The organism is Glycomyces tritici (assembly GCF_030403505.1).
In genome coordinates this window covers 1-23,297 of the sequence record NZ_JAUEMJ010000004.1, presented here as the reverse complement: position 1 = coordinate 23,297, position 23,297 = coordinate 1, and the positions used below count along the sequence as shown (strand labels likewise).

Annotated in this window: 21 protein-coding genes and 1 tRNA gene; 12 read left to right on the top strand and 10 right to left on the bottom strand. The window is 70.6% G+C overall.

Features of this window, described 5'->3' with window-relative positions:
• Positions 1 to 2: 2 nt before the first annotated feature.
• Genes QWI33_RS14115 through QWI33_RS14100 form a run of 4 tightly spaced genes read left to right on the top strand, consistent with a single transcriptional unit; the run spans position 3 to position 2,558 of the window.
• Complete coding sequence (locus tag QWI33_RS14115) at positions 3 to 698, top strand: energy-coupling factor ABC transporter permease (RefSeq protein ID WP_289957789.1); 696 nt, start codon at positions 3 to 5, stop codon at positions 696 to 698.
• Positions 695 to 1,036 (top strand): PDGLE domain-containing protein, encoded by a 342-nt coding sequence (locus QWI33_RS14110; RefSeq protein WP_289957788.1) that lies wholly within the window; start codon positions 695 to 697, stop codon positions 1,034 to 1,036. Before QWI33_RS14115 ends, QWI33_RS14110 begins: the two co-directional genes overlap by 4 nt.
• On the top strand, positions 1,033 to 1,794 hold the full coding sequence (gene cbiQ / locus QWI33_RS14105) for a cobalt ECF transporter T component CbiQ (RefSeq protein ID WP_289957787.1): 762 nt from the start codon (positions 1,033 to 1,035) through the stop codon (positions 1,792 to 1,794). The genes QWI33_RS14110 and cbiQ overlap by 4 nt, the downstream gene beginning before the upstream one ends.
• On the top strand, positions 1,791 to 2,558 hold the full coding sequence (locus QWI33_RS14100) for an energy-coupling factor ABC transporter ATP-binding protein (RefSeq protein WP_289957786.1): 768 nt from the start codon (positions 1,791 to 1,793) through the stop codon (positions 2,556 to 2,558). Before cbiQ ends, QWI33_RS14100 begins: the two co-directional genes overlap by 4 nt.
• A gap of 82 nt (positions 2,559 to 2,640) precedes the next feature.
• Here QWI33_RS14100 and QWI33_RS14095 read toward each other — a convergent pair whose 3' ends face one another.
• Positions 2,641 to 3,378: a DsbA family protein gene (locus QWI33_RS14095; protein ID WP_289957785.1), complete on the bottom strand. Its 738-nt coding sequence runs from the start codon at positions 3,376 to 3,378 to the stop codon at positions 2,641 to 2,643.
• A 69-nt stretch (positions 3,379 to 3,447) separates the two neighbouring features.
• On the opposite strand from QWI33_RS14095, the gene QWI33_RS14090 reads away from it, so the two are divergent.
• Entirely contained in the window at positions 3,448 to 5,109 is a 1,662-nt protein-coding gene (locus QWI33_RS14090; RefSeq protein WP_289957784.1) for a copper resistance CopC/CopD family protein, read from the top strand.
• Here the strand turns inward: QWI33_RS14090 and QWI33_RS14085 are convergent, their stop codons facing one another.
• Positions 5,110 to 5,967, bottom strand: coding sequence for a TatD family hydrolase (locus tag QWI33_RS14085; protein ID WP_289957783.1), 858 nt, complete (start codon positions 5,965 to 5,967; stop codon positions 5,110 to 5,112).
• 238 nt (positions 5,968 to 6,205) lie between these two features.
• On the opposite strand from QWI33_RS14085, the gene QWI33_RS14080 reads away from it, so the two are divergent.
• Positions 6,206 to 7,327, top strand: coding sequence for a hypothetical protein (locus QWI33_RS14080; protein ID WP_289957782.1), 1,122 nt, complete (start codon positions 6,206 to 6,208; stop codon positions 7,325 to 7,327).
• 49 nt (positions 7,328 to 7,376) lie between these two features.
• Here the strand turns inward: QWI33_RS14080 and metG are convergent, their stop codons facing one another.
• Positions 7,377 to 9,167, bottom strand: coding sequence for a methionine--tRNA ligase (gene metG, locus QWI33_RS14075; protein ID WP_289957781.1), 1,791 nt, complete (start codon positions 9,165 to 9,167; stop codon positions 7,377 to 7,379).
• Between the two features lie 159 nt (positions 9,168 to 9,326).
• On the opposite strand from metG, the gene QWI33_RS14070 reads away from it, so the two are divergent.
• The 4 genes from QWI33_RS14070 (at position 9,327) to QWI33_RS14055 (ending at position 14,391) form a co-directional block, all read left to right on the top strand.
• Entirely contained in the window at positions 9,327 to 10,085 is a 759-nt protein-coding gene (locus QWI33_RS14070; protein WP_289957780.1) for a hypothetical protein, read from the top strand.
• Between the two features lie 184 nt (positions 10,086 to 10,269).
• The gene (locus QWI33_RS14065; protein WP_289957779.1) at positions 10,270 to 12,411 is read left to right on the top strand and encodes a transglycosylase domain-containing protein; all 2,142 of its coding nucleotides are present in this window, start codon (positions 10,270 to 10,272) and stop codon (positions 12,409 to 12,411) included.
• A 260-nt stretch (positions 12,412 to 12,671) separates the two neighbouring features.
• A complete protein-coding gene (locus QWI33_RS14060; RefSeq protein ID WP_289957778.1) occupies positions 12,672 to 14,237 on the top strand; it encodes a dolichyl-phosphate-mannose--protein mannosyltransferase in 1,566 nt (521 codons plus the stop codon).
• A 78-nt stretch (positions 14,238 to 14,315) separates the two neighbouring features.
• Positions 14,316 to 14,391: transfer RNA gene (locus tag QWI33_RS14055), tRNA-Ala, on the top strand.
• Positions 14,392 to 14,501: 110 nt separating this feature from the next.
• Here the strand turns inward: QWI33_RS14055 and QWI33_RS14050 are convergent.
• The 7 genes from QWI33_RS14050 to QWI33_RS14020 all read right to left on the bottom strand — a co-directional run bounded on the left by QWI33_RS14050 (position 14,502) and on the right by QWI33_RS14020 (position 21,418).
• Positions 14,502 to 15,695 (bottom strand): site-specific integrase, encoded by a 1,194-nt coding sequence (locus tag QWI33_RS14050; RefSeq protein ID WP_289957777.1) that lies wholly within the window; start codon positions 15,693 to 15,695, stop codon positions 14,502 to 14,504.
• The gene (locus QWI33_RS14045; RefSeq protein ID WP_289957776.1) at positions 15,692 to 17,056 is read right to left on the bottom strand and encodes a replication initiator; all 1,365 of its coding nucleotides are present in this window, start codon (positions 17,054 to 17,056) and stop codon (positions 15,692 to 15,694) included. The genes QWI33_RS14050 and QWI33_RS14045 overlap by 4 nt, the downstream gene beginning before the upstream one ends.
• Before the next feature lie 105 nt (positions 17,057 to 17,161).
• Complete coding sequence (locus QWI33_RS14040; RefSeq protein WP_289957775.1) at positions 17,162 to 17,461, bottom strand: hypothetical protein; 300 nt, start codon at positions 17,459 to 17,461, stop codon at positions 17,162 to 17,164.
• A gap of 26 nt (positions 17,462 to 17,487) precedes the next feature.
• Positions 17,488 to 17,703 carry a hypothetical protein gene (locus tag QWI33_RS14035; RefSeq protein WP_289957774.1) on the bottom strand — a complete coding sequence of 72 codons (216 nt, stop codon included), beginning with the start codon at positions 17,701 to 17,703 and terminating at the stop codon, positions 17,488 to 17,490.
• 132 nt (positions 17,704 to 17,835) lie between these two features.
• The gene (locus QWI33_RS14030; RefSeq protein WP_289957773.1) at positions 17,836 to 19,962 is read right to left on the bottom strand and encodes an FtsK/SpoIIIE domain-containing protein; all 2,127 of its coding nucleotides are present in this window, start codon (positions 19,960 to 19,962) and stop codon (positions 17,836 to 17,838) included.
• Between the two features lie 79 nt (positions 19,963 to 20,041).
• A complete protein-coding gene (locus QWI33_RS14025) occupies positions 20,042 to 21,181 on the bottom strand; it encodes a hypothetical protein (RefSeq protein WP_289957772.1) in 1,140 nt (379 codons plus the stop codon).
• Between the two features lie 9 nt (positions 21,182 to 21,190).
• Positions 21,191 to 21,418 (bottom strand): hypothetical protein, encoded by a 228-nt coding sequence (locus QWI33_RS14020; RefSeq protein WP_289957771.1) that lies wholly within the window; start codon positions 21,416 to 21,418, stop codon positions 21,191 to 21,193.
• A gap of 127 nt (positions 21,419 to 21,545) precedes the next feature.
• On the opposite strand from QWI33_RS14020, the gene QWI33_RS14015 reads away from it, so the two are divergent.
• Entirely contained in the window at positions 21,546 to 21,920 is a 375-nt protein-coding gene (locus tag QWI33_RS14015) for a GntR family transcriptional regulator (protein ID WP_289957770.1), read from the top strand.
• 190 nt (positions 21,921 to 22,110) lie between these two features.
• Complete coding sequence (locus tag QWI33_RS14010; protein ID WP_289957769.1) at positions 22,111 to 23,277, top strand: helix-turn-helix domain-containing protein; 1,167 nt, start codon at positions 22,111 to 22,113, stop codon at positions 23,275 to 23,277.
• Positions 23,278 to 23,297 lie beyond the last annotated feature (20 nt).

Below are 23,297 nucleotides of genomic sequence, written 5' to 3'. Positions count from 1 at the left end.
CCGTGTCAGACCTGGCGCTGCACATCCCGACGGACGTCGTCAACGGACCGACCTCCCTCGCCTTCGCCCTCCTCGCCGCCATCGCCGTCGGCCTCTGCGTCGTGATGGCCCGCAGGCACCTCGACGAGCGGCTCGTGCCGCTCGCGGGCCTCGCCACGGCGTTCATCTTCGCCGCGCAGATGCTCAACTTCCCCGTCGCCGCCGGCGTCTCCGGCCACCTCCTCGGCGGCGCGCTCGCCGCCGCGCTCCTCGGGCCCTGGCTCGGGGCGCTCTGCGTCACCGTCGTCATCGTCATCCAGGCGCTCCTGTTCGCCGACGGCGCCGTCACGGCCCTCGGCCTCAACGTCGTGAACATGGCCGTCATCGCCAGTTTCACCGGCTACGCCGTGATCGTCCTCGCGCTCAAGGTCCTCCCGCGCACCCGCTGGGGCCTGGGCGCCGCGGTCTTCGCCGCGGCCCTCGTCAGCGTCGTCGCCGCCTCGGCCGGGTTCGTGCTCCAGTTCTGGCTCGGCGGCGAGGAGGTCGGCCAGTCCTTCGGGGCCATGGCCGCCGCGATCCTCGGCACCCACGTCCTCGTCGGCATCGGCGAAGGCGTCATCACCGCCGGCGCCGTCACCGCGGTAGCCGCCGCCCGCCCCGACCTCGTCCACGCCCTGCGCGGCACCCGCCTCGCCCAGGCCCCCAAGGAGACGGTGTGAAGACCAAGCGCTTCTGGACCACCGGCGTCGTCGTCACGCTGGTCCTCGCCGGGTTCGTGTCCCTGTTCGCCTCCGCCTCGCCCGACGGACTCGAATCGGTGCTCCTCACCGGCTGCGACACCGCCGAAGGGGAGATCACCGGCGGCGCCTGCGTCCTCCAGGCCGCGGGCGACCACGAGATCGGCGGGGCCTTCGCCGACTACGGCATGTCCTTCCTCGGCAACGAGATCCTCGGCGCCTCGCTCGCCGGGATCCTCGGCGTCGTCCTCACCCTGGTCGTCGCCACCGGCCTCTTCTGGCTCCTCGCACGCGGCAAGCAGACCCAGGGCGAAGCGTGAGCCCGGTCGACGGGCTCTACCGGCCGGGGGACTCACCGGTCCACCGGCTCCGGCCGCAGGTGAAGATCGTCGCGCTCGCGGCCTTCACCTGCGCCATCGCCGCCACCCCGCGAGAGGCGGTGTGGGCCTTCGGGATCTACGCCGCGCTCCTGGCCGCCCTGTTCACGCTCGCCCGTGTGCCCCTGACCTGGCTGCTCTCCCGCAGCCTCATCGAATCACCGTTCCTGGTGCTGGCCTTGGCGTTCCCGTTCATGATCGACGGCCCCGCCGTCCAGCTCGGCTTCCTCCAGGTCTCCGAACCGGGCCTGTGGGCCGGATGGAACCTCCTCGCCAAAGCCACCCTCGGCGTCTGGGCCGCCCTCCTGCTCTCGGCCACCACGCCGATTGCCGGAGTCCTCGCCGGACTCTCCCGGCTGCGCTGCCCCGAGATCCTCCTCCAGATCACCGCGTTCGCCATCCGCTACGCCCACCTCACCGTCGCCGAGGTGACCCAGATGCGCCTGGCCCGCCTCGCCCGCTGCGACGACCCGCGCTTCCTCTGGCAGGCCGGCGCGCTCGCCCGCAGCCTCGGCGTGGTCTTCATCCGCTCCTTCGAACGCGGCGAACGCGTCTGGCAGGCCATGGCCGCCCGCGGCTACACCGGCCGCCTCCCGCTCGAAGTCGGCCCCGCCCCCGCCGGCGCCCTCCAATGGTCGGCCGCACTCGCCGTCCCCGCGCTCGCCGCCGCCGTCGCGACCTGGACGGCGGTCCTCGCATGAGCGCCGATACGACTCCAGCCCTGCGCATCCGGGCCCTCGAGCACGTCTACCCGGACGGCCACCGCGCCCTCGACGGCGTCTTCCTCGACGTGCGCACCGGCGAACGCGTCGCCATCCTCGGCCCCAACGGCGCCGGGAAGACCACGCTCATGCTCCACCTCGCCGGGCTCCTCACCGCCACCGCCGGGGACGTGTCGGTCGCGGGCGTCACCGTGGCGAGGAAGACCCTCACCGAGATCCGCCGCCGCGTCGGCATCGTCTTCCAGAGCCCGGACGACCAGCTGTTCATGCCCACCGTCGCCGACGACGTGGGCTTCGGCCCCGCCAACCTCGGCCTGCGCGGGCCCGAACTCGCCGCCCGCGTCGCCGCCGCCCTCGCCGAAGTGGGCCTGGCAGACCTCGCCGACCGCCCCCCGCACCACCTCTCGGTCGGCCAGCAGCGCCGCGCCGCACTCGCCGGGGTCCTCGCGATGCGCCCCGACATCGTGGTCTGCGACGAGCCGAGCGCCAACCTCGACCCGGCCGCCCGCCGCGACCTCGCCCGCATCCTCCAGTCCACCGCGCCCACACTGCTGCTGGTCACCCACGACCTGCCGTACGCCCTGCAGTTGTGCGAACGCTCGGTCATCCTCGACGCGGGCCGCGTCGCCGCCGACGGCCCCACCGCCGAGATCCTCGCCGACACCGCACTGCTGCAACGGCACCGGCTCGAACTCCCCTTCGGCTTCTCCCTGGAGACGGCACTGGCGGCGATGCGGGCGTAACGCCCGGGCACACGTCCCGCCGGCGCCGAACGAAAGGGGCGCGGCCGTGAGAACGGCCGCGCCCCTTGCAAAACGTGTCGGATCAGCTCGCGTCGATGGCGGCCTGGACCTCGTCGGCGAACGCCGAGTTCTCGACCAGTTCGCCGTTCACCTTCGCGGTCGGCGTACCGGAGACGCCCTGCTCGCCCGTCGCGCTGGCGTTGCCCTCCTTGACCCAGCCCCGGTACTTCTCGTCCTCCACACAGGACTTCCAGTCGGCGCCGAGGCCGACGTCGTCCGTGCCGATCGCGATGAGCTCCGCGTCGCTCAGGCCCGAGGTGTTCTCGGCGGGCTGGTTCGCGTACAGCGCCAGCGTGTAGTCGAGGAACTGCTGCTCGCCTACATCGGCGGCGCACACGGCGGCCGCGGCCGCGCGGCTGGAGTACTCGGTGCCCGCGCTCAGGCGGTCGAGGATCGCGAGCGGGTGGTAGTTCACGGTGACCGAGCCGTCGTCCACCCAGGACTGGATCTGCTCGGCGTACGCGGACTCGAACTGGTTGCAGGCCGGGCACATGTAGTCGATGTAGAGGTCGACCTGGACCGGCCCGTCGCCGATCTGCACGCCGAACGTGTCGGTGACCTGCGCGGCCGGATCCTGGACCTCGTACTCAGGCTCGCGGTTCATCCAGATGCCCCAGGCGAGGAGCCCTCCGATCAGCACGACGGCGGCGCCGATCGCCACTCCGAACACGATCTTCCGGCGCCGCGCCTCCGCGGCCTGCTGCCTGCGCAGCGCCTCGGCGGCCTGGCGGCGGTCGGTATTCCGGTTCGACTTCCCCATGTGCCTCGCTCAGCCTTTCTGCGGTCCAACTCTCGATTCACGAAGCGGATTCGAGTACGCTCAGCGGCGATGCGCTCCCGATCCAACGACCGCCGCACTGCCGCTCAAGCGACCCGCTTCGCCTGGTCGTCGCTTGCAGCGGCCCTGCTCGGCGTGTTCTTCGGCGCGCTCTGGGCCTCAGGGGCCTGGGCGCACGCCACGGCCACCAAGACCACGCCCGCCTCAGGGGCGCTCCTTGAGGCGCCGCCGAGCGAAGTCGTCGTCGAGTTCAACGAACCAGTCACCCCCGTAGACGCGGCCACCGGCGTGGTGGCTCCCGATGGTGACCGAGCCGACACCGGGGTCACGCAGAACGCCGAAGAGACCACCCTGACGATCGCGGTCGACGCCGACCAGGAGGGCACCTACCTCGTCGGCTACCGGGTCGTCTCCCACGACGGGCACCCCGTCTCCGGCACGTTCACCTACTCCGTGGGCGCCGAGAGCGAAGCGCCGAGCGCCGAAGCGCTCACGGCCGGAACCGATCCGTTCGTGCAGGCCCTGCTCTACGGCAACCGCTGGCTCGGGTACGCGGCGCTCGCGCTCGCCCTCGGCGCGGGGATCTTCCTGGCCATCGGGGCGCGGCCGCGCGAGGCCGCGGCCAAGATGGTCGCGACCGGCCTCGCCGTCGTCGCCATGACCGCCGTGCTCGGCCTGCCGCTGCAGGCCGCGTACGAGACCGGGACCAGCATCTCCGGCCTCGACGCGGTCGGGCTCCAGTCCGTCATGGAATCGAACATCGGCCTCGCCGGCCTGCTGCGGCTCCTGCTCGTCCTCCTCGCCCTGCCGCTCATGCGGACCGTGGTCACGAGCGAGGAGGAGCCGAAGCCGCTCCTGGTGGCCGGCCTCGCCGGCGTCGGGCTCGCACTCGCGGCGACCTGGCCGCTCGCCGGGCACCCCATGGCGACCGAACCGGTGGTGGTCGCGTTCGTCGCGGACCTGGTGCACCTGGCCGCCGCGATGGCCTGGGCGGGCGGCGTGATCGCGATCCTCGTCCTCGCGTTCCGCAAGGACGCCGAGATCCCCGACAAGACCGCCGAGACCTGGATCGCCCTGGTGCCGTGGCTGTGCGCGAACGTGCTCGTCGCCGGGCTCGCCTCCGGGCTGCTCCACATCGACTCGATCGAAGCGCTCACCGACACCAGGTACGGGCGCCTGGTGATCCTCAAGGCCGCGCTGTTCGTCCTCATCGTCGGCGCGGGCCTGTTCACGCGCCGGGCCCTGCTGCGCCGCACGCAGGCACGCGGGCGGCTGCGGGTCGCGGCCGGCGTCGAGGTCGTGTTCCTCGCGGTCGTGCTGGGCGCCGTCGCGGTGCTCGTGCAGGCCGTGCCCGCCAAGACCGCGCTGCTGGAGACCGAGACGGCCGAAGCCGAGTCCACCGAGACGGCCACGCTCGTGACCACCGAGGCGTTCTCGGCGCAGCTCGTGCTCGAACCGGGCCGGCCCGGGCCCAACAGCGTGCGCATCCTCGCCACCGACCTCGAAGGCGCGCCGTTCCCCGCCGAGGAGTGGACCGCCACATACGGGCTCGAAGGCAAAGCGCCCGAGGCGATGCCCCTCATCGAGCTGCGCACCGGCATCCTCGCGGGCGAGGTCAGCCTGCCCGACGAGGGCCGATGGATCTTCACCTTCACCTTGACCGACGCCGAAGGGAACACCGCGACCGCCGAAGCGGCCGTGGACGTCAGCTGATCACCACGGCCCGAACGCGGACGCTGTGTTCGCCCACAGCCGCTCGCACCACGCTTCAAGGTCGCGGCCGAGGTGCTCGGCGAGGAACCGGGCCGTGTAGTTCGTGAGCGCCGGGTGGTTCCGGTGGCCGCGCACGGGGATCGGCGCCATGAACGGCGCGTCCGTCTCGACCAGCACCAGCTCGGCGGGGGCCACCGAGGCGGCGTCGCGCAGGTTCTGGGCGTTCTTGAACGTCACGTTCCCCGCGAAGCTCATGAAGAACCCGCGCCGCGCGCACTCCTTCGCGAACGCGAAATCCCCTGAGAAGCAGTGCAGCACCACGCGCTCGGGGGCGCCGTCGGCGTCGAGGATCGACAGGACGTCCTCATGCGCGTCCCGGTCGTGGATGACGAGGGCCTTGCCCCGCTGCTTCGCGATCTCGATGTGCGCGCGGAACGACCGCTGCTGCGCGGCGCGGCCGGTCTCGTCGGTGCGGAAGTAGTCCAGGCCCGTCTCGCCCAGGGCCGCGACACGCGGGAGCGCGGCGATCGCGTCGATCTCGGCCAGCGCCGCGTCCAGGTCGGCCTGGCGCGGGGCGTCGTTCGGGTGCAGCGCAGCGGCGGCGAGCACGCGCGGGTCGGCGGCGGCGAGCGCGGCGGCCCACCGGGAGGACTCGACGTCGGTGCCGACCTGCACGACCCGCGCGACCCCGGCGGCCTCGGCCTCGTCCAGGCGGGCGCGCACGCCGGGCGCGTCGGGTGCCGGCGTCGGAAGCTCCTCCTCCGCGCCGAAGACGTCGACGAGGTCGAGGTGGGTGTGGCTGTCGGCCACGGGATGCGGCAGCGGTGCGGGCAGCGGCGCGGGTTCGGATCGGTACACGCCTCAACGATGCCACGAGCCGGTCCGGGCATCGGACCGCCTGTGCGTTTGCCGAGGCCGGAAGTGCGCGATGCTCTCTGCGTAACATCTTTTTCATATTCCGGACATCCGCGCCTGACACGCCGCGCTTACGTTGGCGGACAGTCGAAGTACCGGCTGTGGACAAGCCACTACCGTCCGGCGACAGGACCAGCCACGACAACGCCGTCGCATCCGCGCAAGACGAATCGAGACGCACATGACCCGCGACCTCGCGTCCCGCCGCAACCGCGCCGCAGCGCTCCAGCAACGCCGCCCCGCCGTCCCGGCCGAACCGACGCAGACCCAGACCCTCGTCACCGTCGAATGGCGCGGCGAGAAGTACCCCGGCACCCCCTACGCGGACGGCGCCGCCTGGGAGCTCTACTCCGCCCTCCCGCGCCCCGACTTCCTCCCCAACCCCCGGCCCGGCAGCGACTACCCGTACCGCCGCTTCGCGCACGCCGGCGAGGTCCTGCGCGATGGCGTGCCCGTCGCCGTCGCCGACGACCGCTCCCTCACCGTGCCCCTCGCGCCCGGCCTCGACCTCGAGTACGTCCGCCGCCTCACCCAGACCCCGCACCTCGACCCGGCCGCGCGCGTCCTCCTCGACCGCGTCCGCCGCTCCGCCGCGGTCGCCGCCGGCGAGGTCATGGAGCGACCCGTCACCGCTCCGATGATCAGCCGCCTCATGGAGACCGCCGCCGTCCCCGGCGGCTTCTGCTACCGCCGCTGGGACATCGCGCACCTGCGCACCCCCGCCGCCCGCTCCGTCCTCGGCGGCGAGACCGAGCCGGGCGACCCGTGGGTGTTCGCCCTGCGCTGGCACGCGGCCGACGCCTGGGACTACCAGGCGCCCGTCGCCCCCGAATACGAGGGTCTGACGGCGATGCCGTCCTCCGACCGGCGCGGCATGCCCGTGCTCGGCACCGGCTTCGCGATCTCGACCGCGCACCTCCTGCCCGAGCACGTCACCGCCGACCTCACCGACCTGCCGCTGCCGGAGGGCGCGCGGCTCCTGGCCTACACCGAGCAGGGCGCCGAACTCGAGCTGTTCGCGTACGCGGGCCAGCAGTGGTCGCCGCTCACCCTCGAACGCCGCGTCGACATCCCCGGCGTGGAGCAGGGCCGCGTCCACCAGGTGCGCCGCGTGCTGCGCGAGGCGAACCACGTCGTCTGGAAGGGCGTCCCGGGATCTCTTGTAGACGCCGACGACGACTGGGCCCGGTTCCGGCTCTCCCGCCCGAGCCCCGACGTCCTGTCCCGCACCGGGGCCGAACCGGTCCGCCGCGGCGTCTACGAGAAGTGGGTCGAGCGCGGCGACGTCGCACCCGCGATCTGAGGCACGAGAAAAGGGCCCGGCTCCCGCCGGGCCCTTCACGCTTGCGCCCCTAGGCGTTCAGCCGCTCGATCTCCTCGTCCACGATGGACGGCTCGAGCTTGGTGAACACCGGGACCGGCTTCTCCAGCACCGTGCCCGGCACCAGCGGCACCGACTCCCACTTCGGCACGTCCGAGTAGTCGCCGGTGAGGATCGGGTACGGGCCGTCGGTCGCGCCGCCCTCGTCCAGGTCCGCGACCTCCTCGATGTACGGCATCGGCGCGAACACGCCCTCGCCGCCGAGCAGCTCGTGCACCCGCTGCGACGAGTGCGGCAGGAACGGGCTCATGATCGTCTTCAGGTCCGAGACCGCCTGCAGCACCGTGTAGAGGACCGTGCCCTGGCGCTTGGGGTCCTCCTTCATCTTCCACGGCGCGGTGTCCGCCAGGTACTTGTTCGCCGCCGCCACGGTCTTCATGGCCTCGCCGATCCCCGCCCGGACCTTGTTCGCGCCGATCAGGTCCCCGATCGTGTCGAACGCCGCCTTCGTCGTCGCCAGCAGCTCCCGGTCGACGTCCTCGAGCTCGCCCGGCTCGGGAACGGCCCCGAAGTTCTTCGCGGCCATCGCGATCGAGCGGTTCACCAGGTTCCCCCAGCCCGCCACCAGCTCATCGTTGTTGCGCCGCAGGAACTCCGCCCACGTGAAGTCCGAGTCCTGGTTCTCCGGGCCCGCCGCGCAGATGTAGTACCGCAGCGCGTCGGGGGAGTACCGCTCCAGGAAGTCCCGCACGTAGATCACCACGCGCCGCGACGACGAGAACTGCTTGCCCTCCATCGTCAGGAACTCCGAGGACACGACCTCGGTCGGCAGGTTCAGCGTCCCGAGCGACCCCGGCTCGCCGCCCTTCGCGCCCTCGCCGTTGGCGCCCAGCAGCATCGCCGGCCAGATCTCGGAGTGGAAGACGATGTTGTCCTTGCCCATGAAGTAGTAGGACACCGCCTCCGGGTCCTGCCACCAGCGCTTCCACGCCTCCGGGTCCCCCGAGCGCCGCGCCCACTCGATCGTGGCGCTCAAGTAGCCGATCACCGCGTCGAACCACACGTACAGGCGCTTGTCCGGCCGGTCCGCCCACCCCTCGAGCGGGATCGGCACACCCCAGTCCAGGTCGCGCGAGATCGGGCGCGGATGCATCTCGTCGAGCAGGTTCTTCGTGAACCGCAGGACGTTCGTCCGCCAGCCCGTGCGCGTGTCCAGCCACGCGTTCAGCGCCTCCGCGAACGCCGGCAGGTCCAGGAAGAAGTGGTCCTCCTCCACGAACTTCGGCGTCTCGCCGTTGATCCGCGACTTCGGGTCGATCAGGTCCACCGGGTCGAGCTGGCGCCCGCAGTTGTCGCACTGGTCCCCGCGCGCCGAGTCGAACCCGCAATGCGGGCACGTGCCCTCGATGTACCGGTCCGGCAGCGTGCGCCCCGTCGACGGGCTGATCGCCCCCAGCGTGCGCTGCTGCAGGATGTACCCGTTCGCGTGCAGCGTCGTGAACAGCTCCTGCACGGTCTTGTAGTGGTTCCCCGTCGTCGTCCGCGTGAACAGGTCGTACGACAGGCCCAGCGCGTCCAGGTCCTCCACGATGATCCGGTTGTACTTCGCCGCGGCCTCCGCCGCCGTCAGGCCCTCCGCGTCGGCCTGCACCAGGATCGGCGTCCCGTGCTCGTCCGTCCCCGAGACCATGAGCACGTCGTGACCGCGCATGCGCATGTAGCGGGCGAAGACGTCGGCGGGGACCCCGAATCCTGCTACATGGCCGATGTGGCGCGGGCCGTTGGCGTAAGGCCAGGCCAGCGCGGTCAATACATGAGTCATGCGCCCCATGTTATCGGTCCAGATGTCAGGACCGCACAGTCCGCACACCTAAACGGCGCACGTCTCGCACCGGTCTCACACGCGCCTCGCACTCACCGCGACACACTACCGCCGCCCGATTCCGCCCATGCCAGCCGATTCGGTGATGCAATAACCGGTATGTCTGGAAGCAACCGCGCGGTCGACCCCCAGCACCAGCCCGTGCCCCCCGCCGCACCGGAGCCGAACGTGCCCGTCCCCGAGATGCCCGCCGCCTACGGGATCGTCCGGGACACCACCGGCGACCCCGACTGGGAACCCGCCGAACCCGCCCGCCCCGTCTCCCAGCGCGGCCCCCTCGGCTCCCAGACCGACGGCATGGCCGCCATCCGGGCCGTCTGGGAACGCGCCGCCGAGACCGACCGCCACCGCCCCGCCAGGCCGGGCATGCCCCAGCGCCGCCGCGAACCCAAGGCCTTCGCGCCCGCCCTCCTCGGCATCCTCGTCTGCGCCTGCCTCCTCATGTTCTTCGCCTGGACCGCCGCACCCGCCCTCTGGATCTCCGTGGGCCACTACGAGTACGGCACCGTCGAGGTCACCGCCTGCCAAGACGGCTTCGCGCCCTCCTGCACCGGCCGCTTCGAAGCCGACGGCTGGTCCCGCGAACTCCACATCACCGGCGACGTCACCGTCGCCGACCTCGGCGCCCACCTCCCCGCCCGCTCCACCGGCCCCGACGCGCACAGCGCCTACGTCGGCGACACCGCCGGCCTCCTGCTGCGCTGGGCGCCCTCACTCGTGATGTTCATGGCCGTCGCGTTCGCCCTCGTCGCCCTCTCCGGCGCCACAAGGCTCTACGAAGGACGATCGGGCGCCATCGGACTCTGCTGGGCCGCCGCCGGAGCCGTCCTCGCCGCCGCCCTCGCCTTCGCCTGGTGACGGCGGCACACCGCCCCGGGACGGGCTGTAATGACGCCCACCCGGGTCGGAAGGCCCCTCAGGCCGCCGCGCGCGGCGTCGTAGAGTGAACCAGCCCCCGGAACTCCGCTCGACTCGGCGCTACGCCGCGCCCATTTGAATTGACCGTATCCTTCCCCGCTCGCGGGGCACTTCGGGAGACAGCGTGAGTGCATCTTCGAAACCGGTGGCGCAGACCTGGTTCGGCCCCATCACCGCCGTGCAGCGACGCGCCATGTTCGCGCTCGTGCCGGTGGCGGTCGCCTTCGGTCTCGTCGTCGGCCTCGCCTTCCTGCCGCTGACGAGCGCCTTCGGCGGCCTCGCCAAAGTCGGCTCCGAGACCGTCCTCGAACTCCCCGACGAACTCGTGCTGCCCCCCGCGCCCGAGTCCTCGACCCTCTACGCCTCCGACGGCACCACCGTCATCGCCACCTTCGGCGACCAGTACCGGGTCCAGCTCGAATACGACCAGATCCCCGAATCGGTGATCGACGCCCTCCTCGCCACCGAGGACTCGAACTTCTTCGAGCACAACGGCGTCGACCCCGAAGGCGTCATGCGCGCCCTCGTCACCAACGTCGCCAACGGCGGCACCTCCGAAGGCGCCTCCACGATCACCATGCAGTACGTGCGGCAGGTCCTCTCCTACACCGCGACCACCCCCGACGAGGTCGCCGCCGCCAGCGAGGTCACCATCGACCGCAAGGTCAAGGAGATGGGGTACGCGCTGGCGCTCGAAGAGGAGATGACCAAGCAGGAGATCCTCACCAACTACCTGAACACCGTGTACTTCGGCAACGGCGCGTACGGGATCGGCGCGGCGGCGCAGGTCTACTACGGCAAGGTCCCCGCGGACCTCACCGTCGCCGAGTCGGCGATGCTGGTGGGCCTGATCCAGTCGCCGTCGACCTACGACCCGATCAACGGCTCCTCCGAGGCCGCGCAGGTCCGCCGCGACCACGTGATCGACCGGATGGTCGACGTCGAGGCGCTGACCCCGGCCGAAGGCGACACGGCGCGCGCCGAGGGGTTGAACCTGAACCCGCAGGACGCCAACAACACCATGGGCGGGGCGATCGACTCCGACTACGGGTTCTTCGTCGACTACTTCGAGCAGTGGTGGAACCAGCAGGAGGACTTCGGCGACTCCGACGAGGTCCGCAAGGCCCGCCTCTACCGGGGCGGCTACGAGATCGTGTCGACCCTCGACGTGGGGCTGCAGGAGGCCGCGCAGGACGCGGTCGAGGAGCAGAAGCCGATGGGCTCGGAGTTCGCGCTCGGCTCGGTCGTGGTCGAACCGGGGACCGGCGGCATCCAGGTGATGGCCGTCAACCGCAACTACTCCAACGACACCTCCGAGAACGGCCCCAACACCTCCAACCCGGAGTACAAGGGCTCGTACCCGAACACCACGAACCCGCTGCTGAGCGGCAACTCGGCGGTGCCGGGCTACCAGGCGGGCTCGTCGTTCAAGATGTTCACGATGCTCGCGGCCCTCGAGGAGGGCTACCCGCTGGACACGACGATCTACTCGCCGTACCAGTACACGTCGAAGTACGTGGTGGGGGACGGCGCGGCCTCGTGCGGCAACAAGTGGTGCCCGAAGAACGCCTCGGAGTCGGAGGTCGGGAACTACAACATGTGGACCGGGTTCGGCGAGTCGGTGAACACGTACTTCGTGCAGCTCGCGGAGCGGGTCGGCGTCGAGAAGGCCATCGGCGTGGCCGAGCGCCTGGGCATCAAGTTCCGGTCCCAGGAGGACCTGAACTTCGTCACGAACTACCCGGAGACGTACGGGCCGTTCGTCCTCGGCGTCACGCAGACCACGCCGCTGGACATGGCCGCGGCGTACGCGGCGCTCCCGGCGGACGGCGTGTACTGCCCGCCGATCCCCGCGCAGAGCGCGACCACGCTGGCCGGCGAGACCATCCCGTTCGAGTCCGCGTGCGACCAGGCGCTGAGCGTCGAGGTCGCCCGCGCGGCCGTGGACGCGGCCCGCTGCCCGACCGAGTACGGTGCGGCCAAGGGCAACTGCACGTGGGGCACCGCGCCGCAGGTCGGCAACGCCGTGGACGGCCCGGTCGCGGGCAAGACCGGCACCACCGACGGGAACTCCACCAACTGGTTCGTGGGATTCACCCCGAACGCGGCCGCCGCGGCGTTCATCGCCGACCCGGACAGCCCCCAGAACCTCGTGGGCAAGGGCAACCTCGGCAAACCCGCGAACGCGGTCGCCGACATCCTGGCCGCGCAGTGGGAGATGAACGGCGAGGGCGACTTCACGCCCCCGAAGGAACTGGTGCACTGACCGTCGAGTGAAAGGGCCTGACCGCGACTCGCCATTGTCGGCGCTCGGGCCCTAGGGCCTCCTGCGGCACCCCCGCCGGGCGCTGTCCGGCCCATTCGCCCGCTCGCTTCGTTGTCGGCCTCCCAGATACAACACCGGTATCGGGAGGCCTTCCGCGGTCTCGGCGACGCTTGCGAGCCGTCAATCGGAGGAGCGAGCGAGCACATGGACTCGGATACCGCCTCGCCGGGCATGCCGCAGGAGGCCCTAGACTCACCACGGTGAGCGCCACCGCAGTCCGGCCCGAGCAGCCGCCCGCCGCCTGGCGGCCGACGCCGCTCCCCGGCCCCCTCCCCGCCGTCCGGGCCCGCCTCTCCAGCGCCGTCCCGGACGACCGCCGCCGCGCCCTCTGGGTGACCCTCGTGGTCACCGGGATCGCCGCCGTGCTGCGCCTGATCGGCCTGGACCACCCCAAGGGCCTGATCTTCGACGAGGTCTACTACGCGCAGGACGCGCACTCGATGCTGCGCCACGGCGTCGAATGGGACCCGGGCTCGGACGGCTCCGCGTACGTCGCGCACCCGCCGTTCGGCAAGTGGCTCATCGGCCTCGGTGAATGGGCGTTCGGCTACGACGAGATCGGGTGGCGCATCGCCGCCGCGTTCGCCGGGATCATCGGCGTCGCGATCCTCATCCGCCTCATGCGCCGCCTCACCGGCTCGACCCTCCTCGGCGGCACCGCGGGCCTGCTCCTCGCCGTCGAAGGCAGCCACCTCGTGCTCTCCCGCACGTCCCTGCTCGACATCTTCATCGCCACACTGCTGCTCGCCGCCATGTACTGCCTGGTGCGCGACCGCGACTGGCGCCGCGCGAAGTGGCTCGCCGCGATCGAGGACGGCCTCGACGTGCTCCGCCGCCGGCCCCGCCTCGGCCTGCCGTGGTGGCGGATCACGTGCGCGGTGCTCCTCGGACTCGCCATGGGCACCAAGTGGAGTGCGCTGTGGTACATCATCGCGGCCATCCTCCTGTTCATCGTGTGGGACTGGCGGCTGCGCGTGGACGTGGGCGCCCGCAAGCCCTTCCGCGACACGCTCATCTACGAGTTCGGGCAGAACCTGTGGTTCGGGCTCCTCGCGGTCGGCGTGTACACGGCCTCGTGGACCGGCTGGTTCCTCAATGACACCGGCTCGTACCGGCACTGGCTCGCCGACCAGGGCAAGAGCGAGCCGCCCGTCATCGGCGCGCTCGTCAACTGGATGCAGTACCACTTCAGCGTCCTGAACTTCCACGAGACGCTGGACTCCGAGCACGCCTACCAGTCGTGGCCGTGGCAGTGGCTGTTCGACCTGCGGCCGGTGGTCTTCTACTGGAGCTCCGACGTCGACTGCGGCACGAACGACTGCGCCGGCGAGGTGCTGCTGCTGGGCACCCCGCTGCTGTGGTGGACGTTCGTGCCGGCGACCCTCGCGCTCCTGGTGTGGGCGCTGCACCGGCGCGACTGGCGCGCCTGGTTCCTCCTCGCCGGCCTCGGCGCGGGCATCGCCCCGTGGTTCTTCTACCCCGAGCGGACGATGTTCTTCTTCTACTCGGCCCCGGCCGTCCCGTTCTTCATCGGCGCGGTCACCTGGTGCCTGGGGCTGATCATCGGACGCAGCGACCGCCGCCGGCGCGGCCTGGACGTCCCGTCCCTCGGCTCCCCGGAGCGGCGCCTCACGGGCGCGCTCATCGCCGGGGCGTTCGTGGCCGTCGTCGTCCTCTGCTTCGCCTATTTCTGGCCGATCTACGTCGGCGAGCCCATCCCCCGCGACGACTGGCACGCCCGCATGTGGCTCGACTCCTGGATCTGACCGCTTCCCGGGCGAGACCGGGCCCACACGCCGCCCTTGCGGGGCCCTGCCGCCGCTGTGCTAACCTTGTCGCCGCAAGGGGCTTTGGCGCAGTTGGTAGCGCGTTTCGTTCGCAATGAAAAGGTCAGGGGTTCGAATCCCCTAAGCTCCACCAGATCTAGCAGGCAAAAGAGGCCACAAGGTAATCCCTTGTGGCCTTTCTGCTACCCAATTTGCTACCGATTGGTCAGCGTATCCCCAGGTCAGGGCCCAGATTCTTGTTACCTAATGGCCGAGCGGCCCGAGGTCGAAAAGCTCATCCAGTACCTCGGCCCCCGTCGTGATGACCGGCCGGAGCTGGTGACGGTAGACCGTGCGAGTGGTCGAGGTCCGCTTGTGCCCGACCAGGTTGGCGATGAGCTCTTCCCTGACCCCGGCGTCGGACATGATCGAGACGAACGTGTGCCGGAACTCCCTCGGCGTCCACTCGCCTTCGATCCCGGCCGCCGTGACGACCTTGCGGAAGTCGCGGCGGACGTTGGCGGCGTCGCGCACCGTGCCAGCCTCGGAGGGGAAGACGTAGCTCTCGGACCTGAGTGTGTGTCCGGCGTCCTCGGCCTCGATCTCAGCGGCGGCCCGCACGGCGGTCAGGACCATGACGACCTGGCGCGGCAGGGCGATCGTGCGGCGGGACTTCGGCGTCTTGGTCTCGCCCTTGTTGCGGACCGAGCGCCACACCTCGACGTGCGGCGCGGCTGTTTCGCGGTGCCGCTCGCCGCACGTGCAGTCTTGGCCTGCAACGGGATTGAGGTGGGTGTGCTTCCACTTGAGCGGGCGCGCCTCCTCGGTTCGAACGCCGGTGAACACCGAGAGCGCGATGTAGCCGTGGATCCAATGGCCCCGGCTGGCCTCCAGCAAGGCCTGCGCCTGGCCGATGGTCATCGACTTGGACGGGCGGCCCGCGGTGCCCTCGGGAGCGTCGACCAGCTCGGCGACGTTGCGGAGCACCTTGCCGCGCGCCTCGGCGAACCGGATGATCCGGCGCAGCAGGCCGAGCAGCAGCGTGATGGTGGTGTTGGCGTGGTCCTTGGCGACCTGGGCGAGCCAGTGGTCCACGTCCTCGGCGCGGAGCTTCTTGAGCCGGGCGCGGCCGAGCAGCGGCACGATATTGGCGTTGACGAGTGAGCTGTAGCCGATCTTGGTCCGCTCGCTCTGGCGCTTGAGTCCGTACTTGAGCCAGTCCTCGCAGGCCTGGGCGACCGTGTAGGAGACGCCTCCCTCGACCCCGGCGGAGACCTCGGCCTTGAGCCCGTTGAGCCGGTCTTGCGCTTCAGAGGGCGTGTGCCCCTCCGCGACTCGGACATCGCGGGTGCCGTCCGGCCGGATGCCTGCCGAGACGCGGGCGACCCAGCGGCCACGCCGCTTGTCCCAGAAGACCGTGCCTTCGCCATAGCGGCCTTTGCTCTTTGGCTTGCTCACTTGGACACCACCGTTCCGATGGTTGCAGACGCTTGGGCGACGGCTCTGGCGCGGTTCGCTTGGTGCCGTTGGGCAATGGCGGCGGCGATGGTGTGCTCCTCGGCGGTGCGGTAGCCGAAGCCGATGACTTGCCATTCGGCGTCGATGACGACATCGGGCAGGCCGTTGTCGAGCAGGTTCTTGGCGAGCACCCAGGCGGCGCGGCGGGCCCGCAGCTCGGCGAAGGTGGTCGAGAACGCCCGTGACTTGGTCAGGAAGTGGCCCCGGTAGCCGAGCATGTGGGCCCAGCGGTCGAGCCGGAGGTCTGCGAGGTGCGGGACATCGGCGAGCTGGAGCGCGGTGCGCATCATGGTCTTGGCGTGCGCGGTGGCCTCCAAAGCGTCGATGTCCGCGAGGGTGACTTGCTGGTCGATGCCGTTCGTGGCCCCGGTGGACTTGGTCGCGTACTTGGCGATGTAGGCGGCGACCTTGCCCGCCGCGACCTGCGCGGGCCCGCTGGTCGAGGCATCCGCAGACCCGGTGTCGATGGCTTGGATGTCGAGCTGGGTTCCCCAGCGGAGCGCGAGCGGGCTCGCGTCGGCCCGCTCGGCGTCGACCTCGGTGGCGACGGCGGCAACGCGGACGGCGTCGGCGAGCACTTCGGCCGTGGCCCAAGCCGGAGGCTCGGCGCTGCACCCGCCGGGCCCGTCGAGCCGGACGGCGGCGTGGAAGTGGACCCGTCCGCGCCGCTGGTACTCGGCGACCTTGGCGTAGGAGAGGCAGACGACCTCGCTTGCCTCGCGGACGGTCAATCCGCCGGCATGGGCGAGGGCGCGGCGCAGCCTCCGGGTGAAGTCGGCCCACAACGCCGAAGCGTGGTTGTTCCAGAGGACGGCGGCCTCGTAGTCGTAGGTGGCCGGGTCGACCGGGGAACCGAGCCGGGTGTCAGCCTCCAGGTGCCAGGCACCGCAGACACAGGGCCGGTTGCCGGGCCGGTTGTGGACGGGCCCGAAGGACGGGGCGGTCAGCGTGACGAACGCCGTTGGCCGGGTCGCGACGGAGACCGGGACGCCCTTCTCTTCGTCGCCGGAGAGTCCGGCCCGCACGAGGTGGTAGGCGTCGGCCTCGTACCGGGCCGAGCAGGCCGGGCAGGCCGCCTCCCGGCGGGTCCCGCAGCGGACCCACACGGACCGGTCCTCACGGGACAGCACGAGGCCGGTCTTGGTGTCGACCTCGCGCAGCCGACCGAAGAGCTTGACTGGCCGGGCGCATCCGCCGACCGCTTCGACGCGGGCCTTCCAGTCGGGGAACGATGACGAGCTCACGAAGGACTTGAGCGAGGACTCCGTGAGCGGGGTTGCATAGGTCTGAGCTGCTACCATTTGCGGACATCACTTTCTGTTAGAGGGGCCGCGCAGTGCAGGGCGAGGCCCCTTTGTCGTGCTTGGAATCGGGCGGGCCGGTCGTGCAGGACCGGCCCGGCCGTGTCAGCGGCGGTTCTTGTGGGTGCGACCCGGCCAGCCCCGGCGGACGGCGTGGCGTTCGCACAGCTCGGCCGTGTCGGTCCCGGTGGTCATCTGGACGCGGGCGGCTTCGCGGCGGGCCGGGAGCTGTCCGGCGGCGTGGTCGGCGGCCTGTTGGTGCCAGCAGTCGACGCAGTCGGCGCGGCGGGAGATGAGCCGCCAAGCGGTCGTGCCGGGCATCGGCGGCTGTGCGACGGGCGTGTTGGCAGCGGCCTGGGGTTCGGCGAGGTCGAACAGGGCGGGTTGTTCAACGGCGATAGACATGGCACTGGGTCCTCTCTGGTGGCGGGTTACTTGGTGCCGTCGCGGTATTCGCGGCGGATGGCTTCGTAGAGGCGGCGGCCGAGGCGCTTGCGGCGACCGCTGCCGTTGCAGGCATTGCAGTAACCGGCGGCGTTGCGGCCGTCGGCCTTGCACCACCAGCAGCGGCCGAACGGGTGGGCCCAGCACACGAGGGCGTAGGCGATGAGCCATGAGAGGGCGGTAGCGGCGAGAGAGAGGGTCACGAGCGGTCCTTTCGAGCGGATTTTGGGTGAGGTCAGGGAGGGGTGCTATCTGCTAACACCCAGGTCAGTGATCGTTTTTGGTGCTAGCGGGCCCGCTATCGATAGCGCGGGGCCCGCTAGCGGTAGCGGCTCCTAGCGGCCCCCGGATCGGCCCTCGCGGGACGTGTCGAGGTCGGCCTTGGCGAGGCCGCGCCGGTTGGTCAGCTCGCCGTCCAGGCGGCGTGAGACGCCCTTGGTCGACAGGCCGTAGGGCTTCACGGCGGCGGTCAGCGCCTCGGTCTTGGCCGCGTCCGCCAGGTCGGCCCACTGGCCGTAGACACCGGGTCGGAGCTCGGCGAGGCGATCGGCGAGCACCAGGTTCCACACGTTGGCCTCACCGGCGGGCCACACCGCGTTGAGGTCGTCAAGGAGGTTGAAGGCGGGGGCGGCGGTGGCGGCGACTTCCCCGGCGGCGTGGCCGGTGAGCGTGCCGCGCTCGATTCGCAGCGCGCGGGCGCGAGCGGCGATCGCTTCGCCCTTGGGGCCGTCCACGAACGCGCCCTTGACGATCAGCGGCTCGTCGGCGGCACCGACCAGGTAGAACACGCCCCGGTCGCGCTTGGTGAACATGGTGGCGCGGATGCCGTTCTTGTAGGCGCTCGTGCCGAGGATCATGTCGTTCTCGACCTGTCCCATGACCCGCAGGCACGCCCTCGTGCCCACGTTCGCCGACACGCCGGTCGGGAGCGAGTCCTTGTCGGGCCGCTGGGTGGCGAGGATGAGGATGACGCCGAGGGCGCGGCCGAGCTTGACGATCTTCTCGGCCAGGACGGCGGCCTCCTTCCCGAACTCGGGGTGCGAGAACAGCTCCTGGCACTCATCGATGGCGACCACGAGCGGGTGGAGGCCGAGCCCCTTGCGGGACGCGAGTTCGGGCGTGACCTTGTTCTCCGGGCACAGGTCCTTGGGCAGGTCTTTGATGATCCGGGCGCGCTTCTTGCATTCGTTCCGCAAGTCGCGCAAGGCGATGAGGGCGGCCTCGATCTCGTCGTCGTCAGCGCCGGAGGCGTAGCGGGTGGCGTACTGCTCGGCGAAAGCGAGGTCACCGGTGCCCTTGAGCTCGAAGACCTGGACCTCGGCGCGAGCGTCAAGCCCGGCGGCGAGCACGGGCAGCTTGACCAGGAATGTCTTGCCCATGCCCGGGATGGAACCGACCAGCCAGTTCGTGAACATCAGCTCACCGGTGACGGCCTGGCCGCGCGGGTCAACGCCGAGCGGGAAGGGCGCGAACAGGTCGACGGTGCCGGAGCGCGCGAGCGGCCAGGTGACGGCCTTGGCCTCGGCCAGGTCGGTGTCTCCAACCCAGAGCGCGAGGCGACCCGGGTGCACTTCGGACTGGCCTTCGGGCCACACGCAGCCGAGCGGGCGAGCGAGGGCGGCGGCGAGCTTGTCCCGCTTGTCGATGACTTCGACCGCAGTCGTCCCGGCGGGCAGGTCGATCACGGCCCGCCAGCCCGCCCCGTCGCGGGTGATCGGGTCGGGAAAGTGCACGCCTTCCCCGCCCTTGGACATGGCCGACAGAGCGGCGATGCCGATGCGGGACAAGGCTTTCTCGACCATGGGCGCGGTCAGCGGGCGCAGCTTCGCCTTGACCACGGCGCGGGTGACGAGCGGCTTGTCGGCGGGCTTCCCGGCCAGGCCGAGGGCGGCGACGGTCGACCCCAGGGCGGTCCACGCGACGGGGTCGGGCGTGCCGAGGCCGACATACAGGCCCGCACCGGTCAGGCCGAGGGCGGCCGTGGCGGTGAGTGCGCCACGGAACCGGACGTGGCGGTCCCGCAGGCGAACCAATCCCTGATACGCGGCGTAGTCGTGCGCGGTGACCGCGTCGGAGCGGATAGGGCGTCCCTCGGCGTCCGAGGCCCACCGCCAGACCGCGCCGACCACGCGGGCCGTACCGACCGGGGACCAGGCAGCCAGGCGCAGGCCGTAAACCGGGAGGCGCACGGCGTGGTAGCTGCACCGGTACGCCATGAGCTTCCCGAAGCGGGTCAGCTCGGCGGCCAGACCGCTACGGGACAGGACCCAACCCGGAAGGATCGGGGCCCGCCGGTCGGCCTCGGGTGCGTTCCATGCCCGGATTGCCTCGGCGCTATCCACGGGGACCGTGGCAGCGTCGGTGTAGTCGTCGGCCGGTTCGATGGTCTCGATCTCGGGCGCGGCCTTGGCGGCGTTGAGCTCGGCCTCGCGAGCCTGCCAGTCGAAGTTCTCGATAGTCATTGTCGTTGGCTCCCTTCAGGTTCGGAGAGGTGTGGGGCGGTACGGCGAGCAGCAGAGCCGCACCGCCCCGGTGGACAGGTCAGTCGGTGGCCGGGATCTCGGCCGGGAGGGTGTAAGCCGCGTCGGCGGCGAGGCCGACCAGGCGGGTGGCGCGGGGCGTACCGATGCGGAACTCGGTACGGGCCCGGTTGATCGAGACGGCCGTACCGGTCTCGGCGGCGAGCGCGCGGAGGCGGGCGACCAAGGCCGCGTCGTCAGCGGTGTTGGTGCGCTTGGCTTTGGCCGTACTGGTACGGGCCCGGCGCGGCTTCGGGGCAGGAGCCGGAGCGGCCGTCTCGGCGGTCGGAGTGGTGCGGGCCGGAGCGGTGCGTTCGGCGTTGAGGTCGGCGGCGATGTCGGCGACGGCGGCCCCGTGGTCGGCCTGCTCGCACAGCTCGGCGGCGATCCGGTCCAGGTCGTACTGAGCGACGTAGAGGGAAGCGCGGAGCTTGTCACCGTTGAAGTCGGCCAGGGCCTTGCGGCGCAGCAGTCCGGCGATCTCGGCCCGGCGAGCCTCAGCGGCGATGGCGGTCTCGGCGGCGGCGAGGGAGCCGTACAGGCCCAAGGTCGGGTCGGCGGCGGCAAGGGCCTTGGCGCGCTTGGTAACCGCCCGCTGCGTCACCCAGCGGGTAAGCCCGTAGGCGGGGGTGGGGTGGGCGGCCTTCCCGGCGGCGCGGTCGGCCTGGCGGCGGCGGAACTCGGCGCGGATCGTGAAGGCGATGAACGCGAGAGCGGAGAAGAGGCCGAACACGGCCGCGCCGAACGCGTCCCCCATGACCAGGTGTCCGAAGATGTTGACCCCGACCGCGATCGCGGCGAGCACGTAGGAGAGTGCCTGGGGGACGATGGCGTGTTCCCCGGCGGCGCGGGCTACGGCTGCGTCGTAGGCGAACTTGACCCCGGCCAGCTCCAGAGCGCAGGCGAGGGTGAGAGCGAACCAGAGCGCGAGGCCGAGGACGGCGGTCCCGACGAGGGACTGTCCGAAGACGGCGGCGATGAGGCACACCGCGTAGAAGACGCCGGTGATCGCCGCGTGTCCGGGCGTCTCGCCCAGGACCAGCCACCAGGCCGCCTCGGCGGAGGGGCGGGCGGTCATGCGGTCGGTGTTCGGAGCGGCGGGCGCGGGCACTGCGGCGGCGAAGGCCGGGGCCTCGACGCGGGTCTCGATGAAGGTCGTCACGGTGTGCCCCTAGGAGAGTGAGAAGGTCGGGAAGCCGGGCGCGGTGGTGTCGCCGAGGACTCGGTCAATGTCGAAGGCCACGAAGCGCTCCGGGGCGGGGTCCGTGAGGTCGCGCTCAAGCTCGGCGAGGTCGGCCTCAATCCGGGGCCATTCGATCTCGATGACGTCGAGGTCAGCGAACGTCGGCTCAGCGTCGAACCAGTCCGGCCGGTCCGGCGTTGCGATTGAGGTCTTCATGCGGTTCTCCCTGGCGTCGTGGTGGGAAGCGGCCTAGATGCGATCCAGTAGACCATACGTCTAGACCACTAGTCAAGCACTCCTGCTCATCTAGGCTGTGAGACCTCTAGTGAGCTAGACTTCCGGCATGAGCGACGGCAACGACAGCAGGAACCCGACCTACTTGCGCATCGCGAATGAGCTGCGCAAACGCATTTTGAGCGGCAAGTACCCCGTGGGTAGCTACCTGCCGTCTCAGACGGTCCTCGCGGACCAGGACTTCAACGCCGCGCGGATGACCGTGCGAGCAGCCATCGAGGTGTTGGAGAGTGAGGATCTCGTGAAGGCCATTCAGGGACGCGGGACGCTCGTCCTCGAACGCGACGGCGTCCCGACGACCACACCGGCCGAGGTCGACGCGGGCGAAGCCATCCTTACCCAGCTCGAAGAGCTTCAAGCCGAGATCACCGGCCTGTCGGACCGGGTTGCGCGGCTTGAGAACCAGCGGACTCAAGGGCCGTGACCCGCTTCTTGATCCCGCGTACCTGAACGCGCATTGCCTCGATCCGCTCAATGATCTCCGCTGCTTGGGTGCTTGAAATCTGTGCCATCATGGGACCAAGGTCCCAGGTGCGACAGAAGTTGCCCAGACGTTCTAAGTTGCCTCGTTGACGTTGGCAACTAGGCAACCCCACGATGGAGGGATGAGGTCATTGTTTGCCGAGACGCTGCGCCGCCTCCTCCTCGAACGGGGCTGGTCACAGAACCGGCTTGCCGCCGCGATCCCGTGCAACAAGGGCCACCTGTCGAAGCTCATCAACGGCCGACAGAAGCCATCCGAGGGCGTCGCGCAACGTTGTGACGAGCTACTGAACGCCCGGGGCGACCTCATCGGAGCGGCGCATCTGGACATCGCTGCCGCGCGGGACCTTCGGCCCAACGAGACGGTGGAACTCCTGCAACGCATCCGTGCGACCGACACCAGCAGCACCACGATTGAAGCCCTCCGGTCCACGGTCGAAGACCTGTGTTGCCAGTACGCCACCACTGACCCGACCCAGCTTCGCGCCGAAGGGCACAGGTGGCTTCGCGAGGTTGCTCGTATGATCAAGCAACCCGTTGGGCTGCAAGCTCACAGGGAACTGCTCGTCAACGCCGGGTGGCTCGCCCTACTCATCGGCTGCGTTGAGTACGACCTCGGTATGCGGGCATCCGCCGAGGCGACCCGCATTATGGCGTCGAACCTGGGCGTGGAGGCCGGAGCGCCTGAGATTCACGGTTGGGCTCTCGAGATGAAGGCGTGGATTGCCCTAACCCAGGGGCGCTATCCGGACGTCCTCAGCGCAGTTGCCGAGGGCCGCCACCTTGCGGCAGGGCACAACGTCGCCGTCCAACTCATTGGCCAGGAGGCCAAGGCGCTCGGCCGACTCGGGGACGTCCAGGGCGTGCGCAGGGCACTGGACGAAGGAGCAGAGATCCTTGAGCGCTTCGAGGCTCCCTCGCGATCGGACAACCACTTCGCGATCGACCTTCCGAAGTGGCAGTTCTACGCCATGGACGCGTACTCGCAGGCCCAGGACTACGACCTCGCGACCCAGTACGCAGGCGAAGTGATCAAGTTCGGGACCACTCCCAACGGCATCGAGATCTCGCCGATGAGGAACCAAGAGGCCCGCTTGGTACTCGCGATCACGGCCGCCCGGAAGGGCGAGCTTGACCAGGCGATCGAGCAGGCTGATCAGGTCTTCACTTCCGAGCGGAAGTCTCTGCCGTCGCTGCTCATGGTGGCAGGCGAGCTGTCCGGCGAGCTTCAGCAACGCTTCCCGGAGGAGAGCGCCACCAAGGACTTCCAGGAACGCCTGCGGGCTCTCGCTGGGTAGAGCCGGAGCCTCGGCTTGTG

Coding starts and splice junctions, on each gene's coding strand:
- QWI33_RS14100 (WP_289957786.1), top strand. CDS start 1,791: ATGAGCGCCGATACGACTCCAGCCCTGCGCATCCGGGCCCTCGAGCAC.
- QWI33_RS14095 (WP_289957785.1), bottom strand. CDS start 3,378: ATGGGGAAGTCGAACCGGAATACCGACCGCCGCCAGGCCGCCGAGGCG.
- QWI33_RS14090 (WP_289957784.1), top strand. CDS start 3,448: ATGCGCTCCCGATCCAACGACCGCCGCACTGCCGCTCAAGCGACCCGC.
- QWI33_RS14080 (WP_289957782.1), top strand. CDS start 6,206: ATGACCCGCGACCTCGCGTCCCGCCGCAACCGCGCCGCAGCGCTCCAG.
- metG (WP_289957781.1), bottom strand. CDS start 9,167: ATGACTCATGTATTGACCGCGCTGGCCTGGCCTTACGCCAACGGCCCG.
- QWI33_RS14070 (WP_289957780.1), top strand. CDS start 9,327: ATGTCTGGAAGCAACCGCGCGGTCGACCCCCAGCACCAGCCCGTGCCC.
- QWI33_RS14045 (WP_289957776.1), bottom strand. CDS start 17,056: ATGGTAGCAGCTCAGACCTATGCAACCCCGCTCACGGAGTCCTCGCTC.
- QWI33_RS14040 (WP_289957775.1), bottom strand. CDS start 17,461: ATGTCTATCGCCGTTGAACAACCCGCCCTGTTCGACCTCGCCGAACCC.
- QWI33_RS14030 (WP_289957773.1), bottom strand. CDS start 19,962: ATGACTATCGAGAACTTCGACTGGCAGGCTCGCGAGGCCGAGCTCAAC.
- QWI33_RS14020 (WP_289957771.1), bottom strand. CDS start 21,418: ATGAAGACCTCAATCGCAACGCCGGACCGGCCGGACTGGTTCGACGCT.
- QWI33_RS14015 (WP_289957770.1), top strand. CDS start 21,546: ATGAGCGACGGCAACGACAGCAGGAACCCGACCTACTTGCGCATCGCG.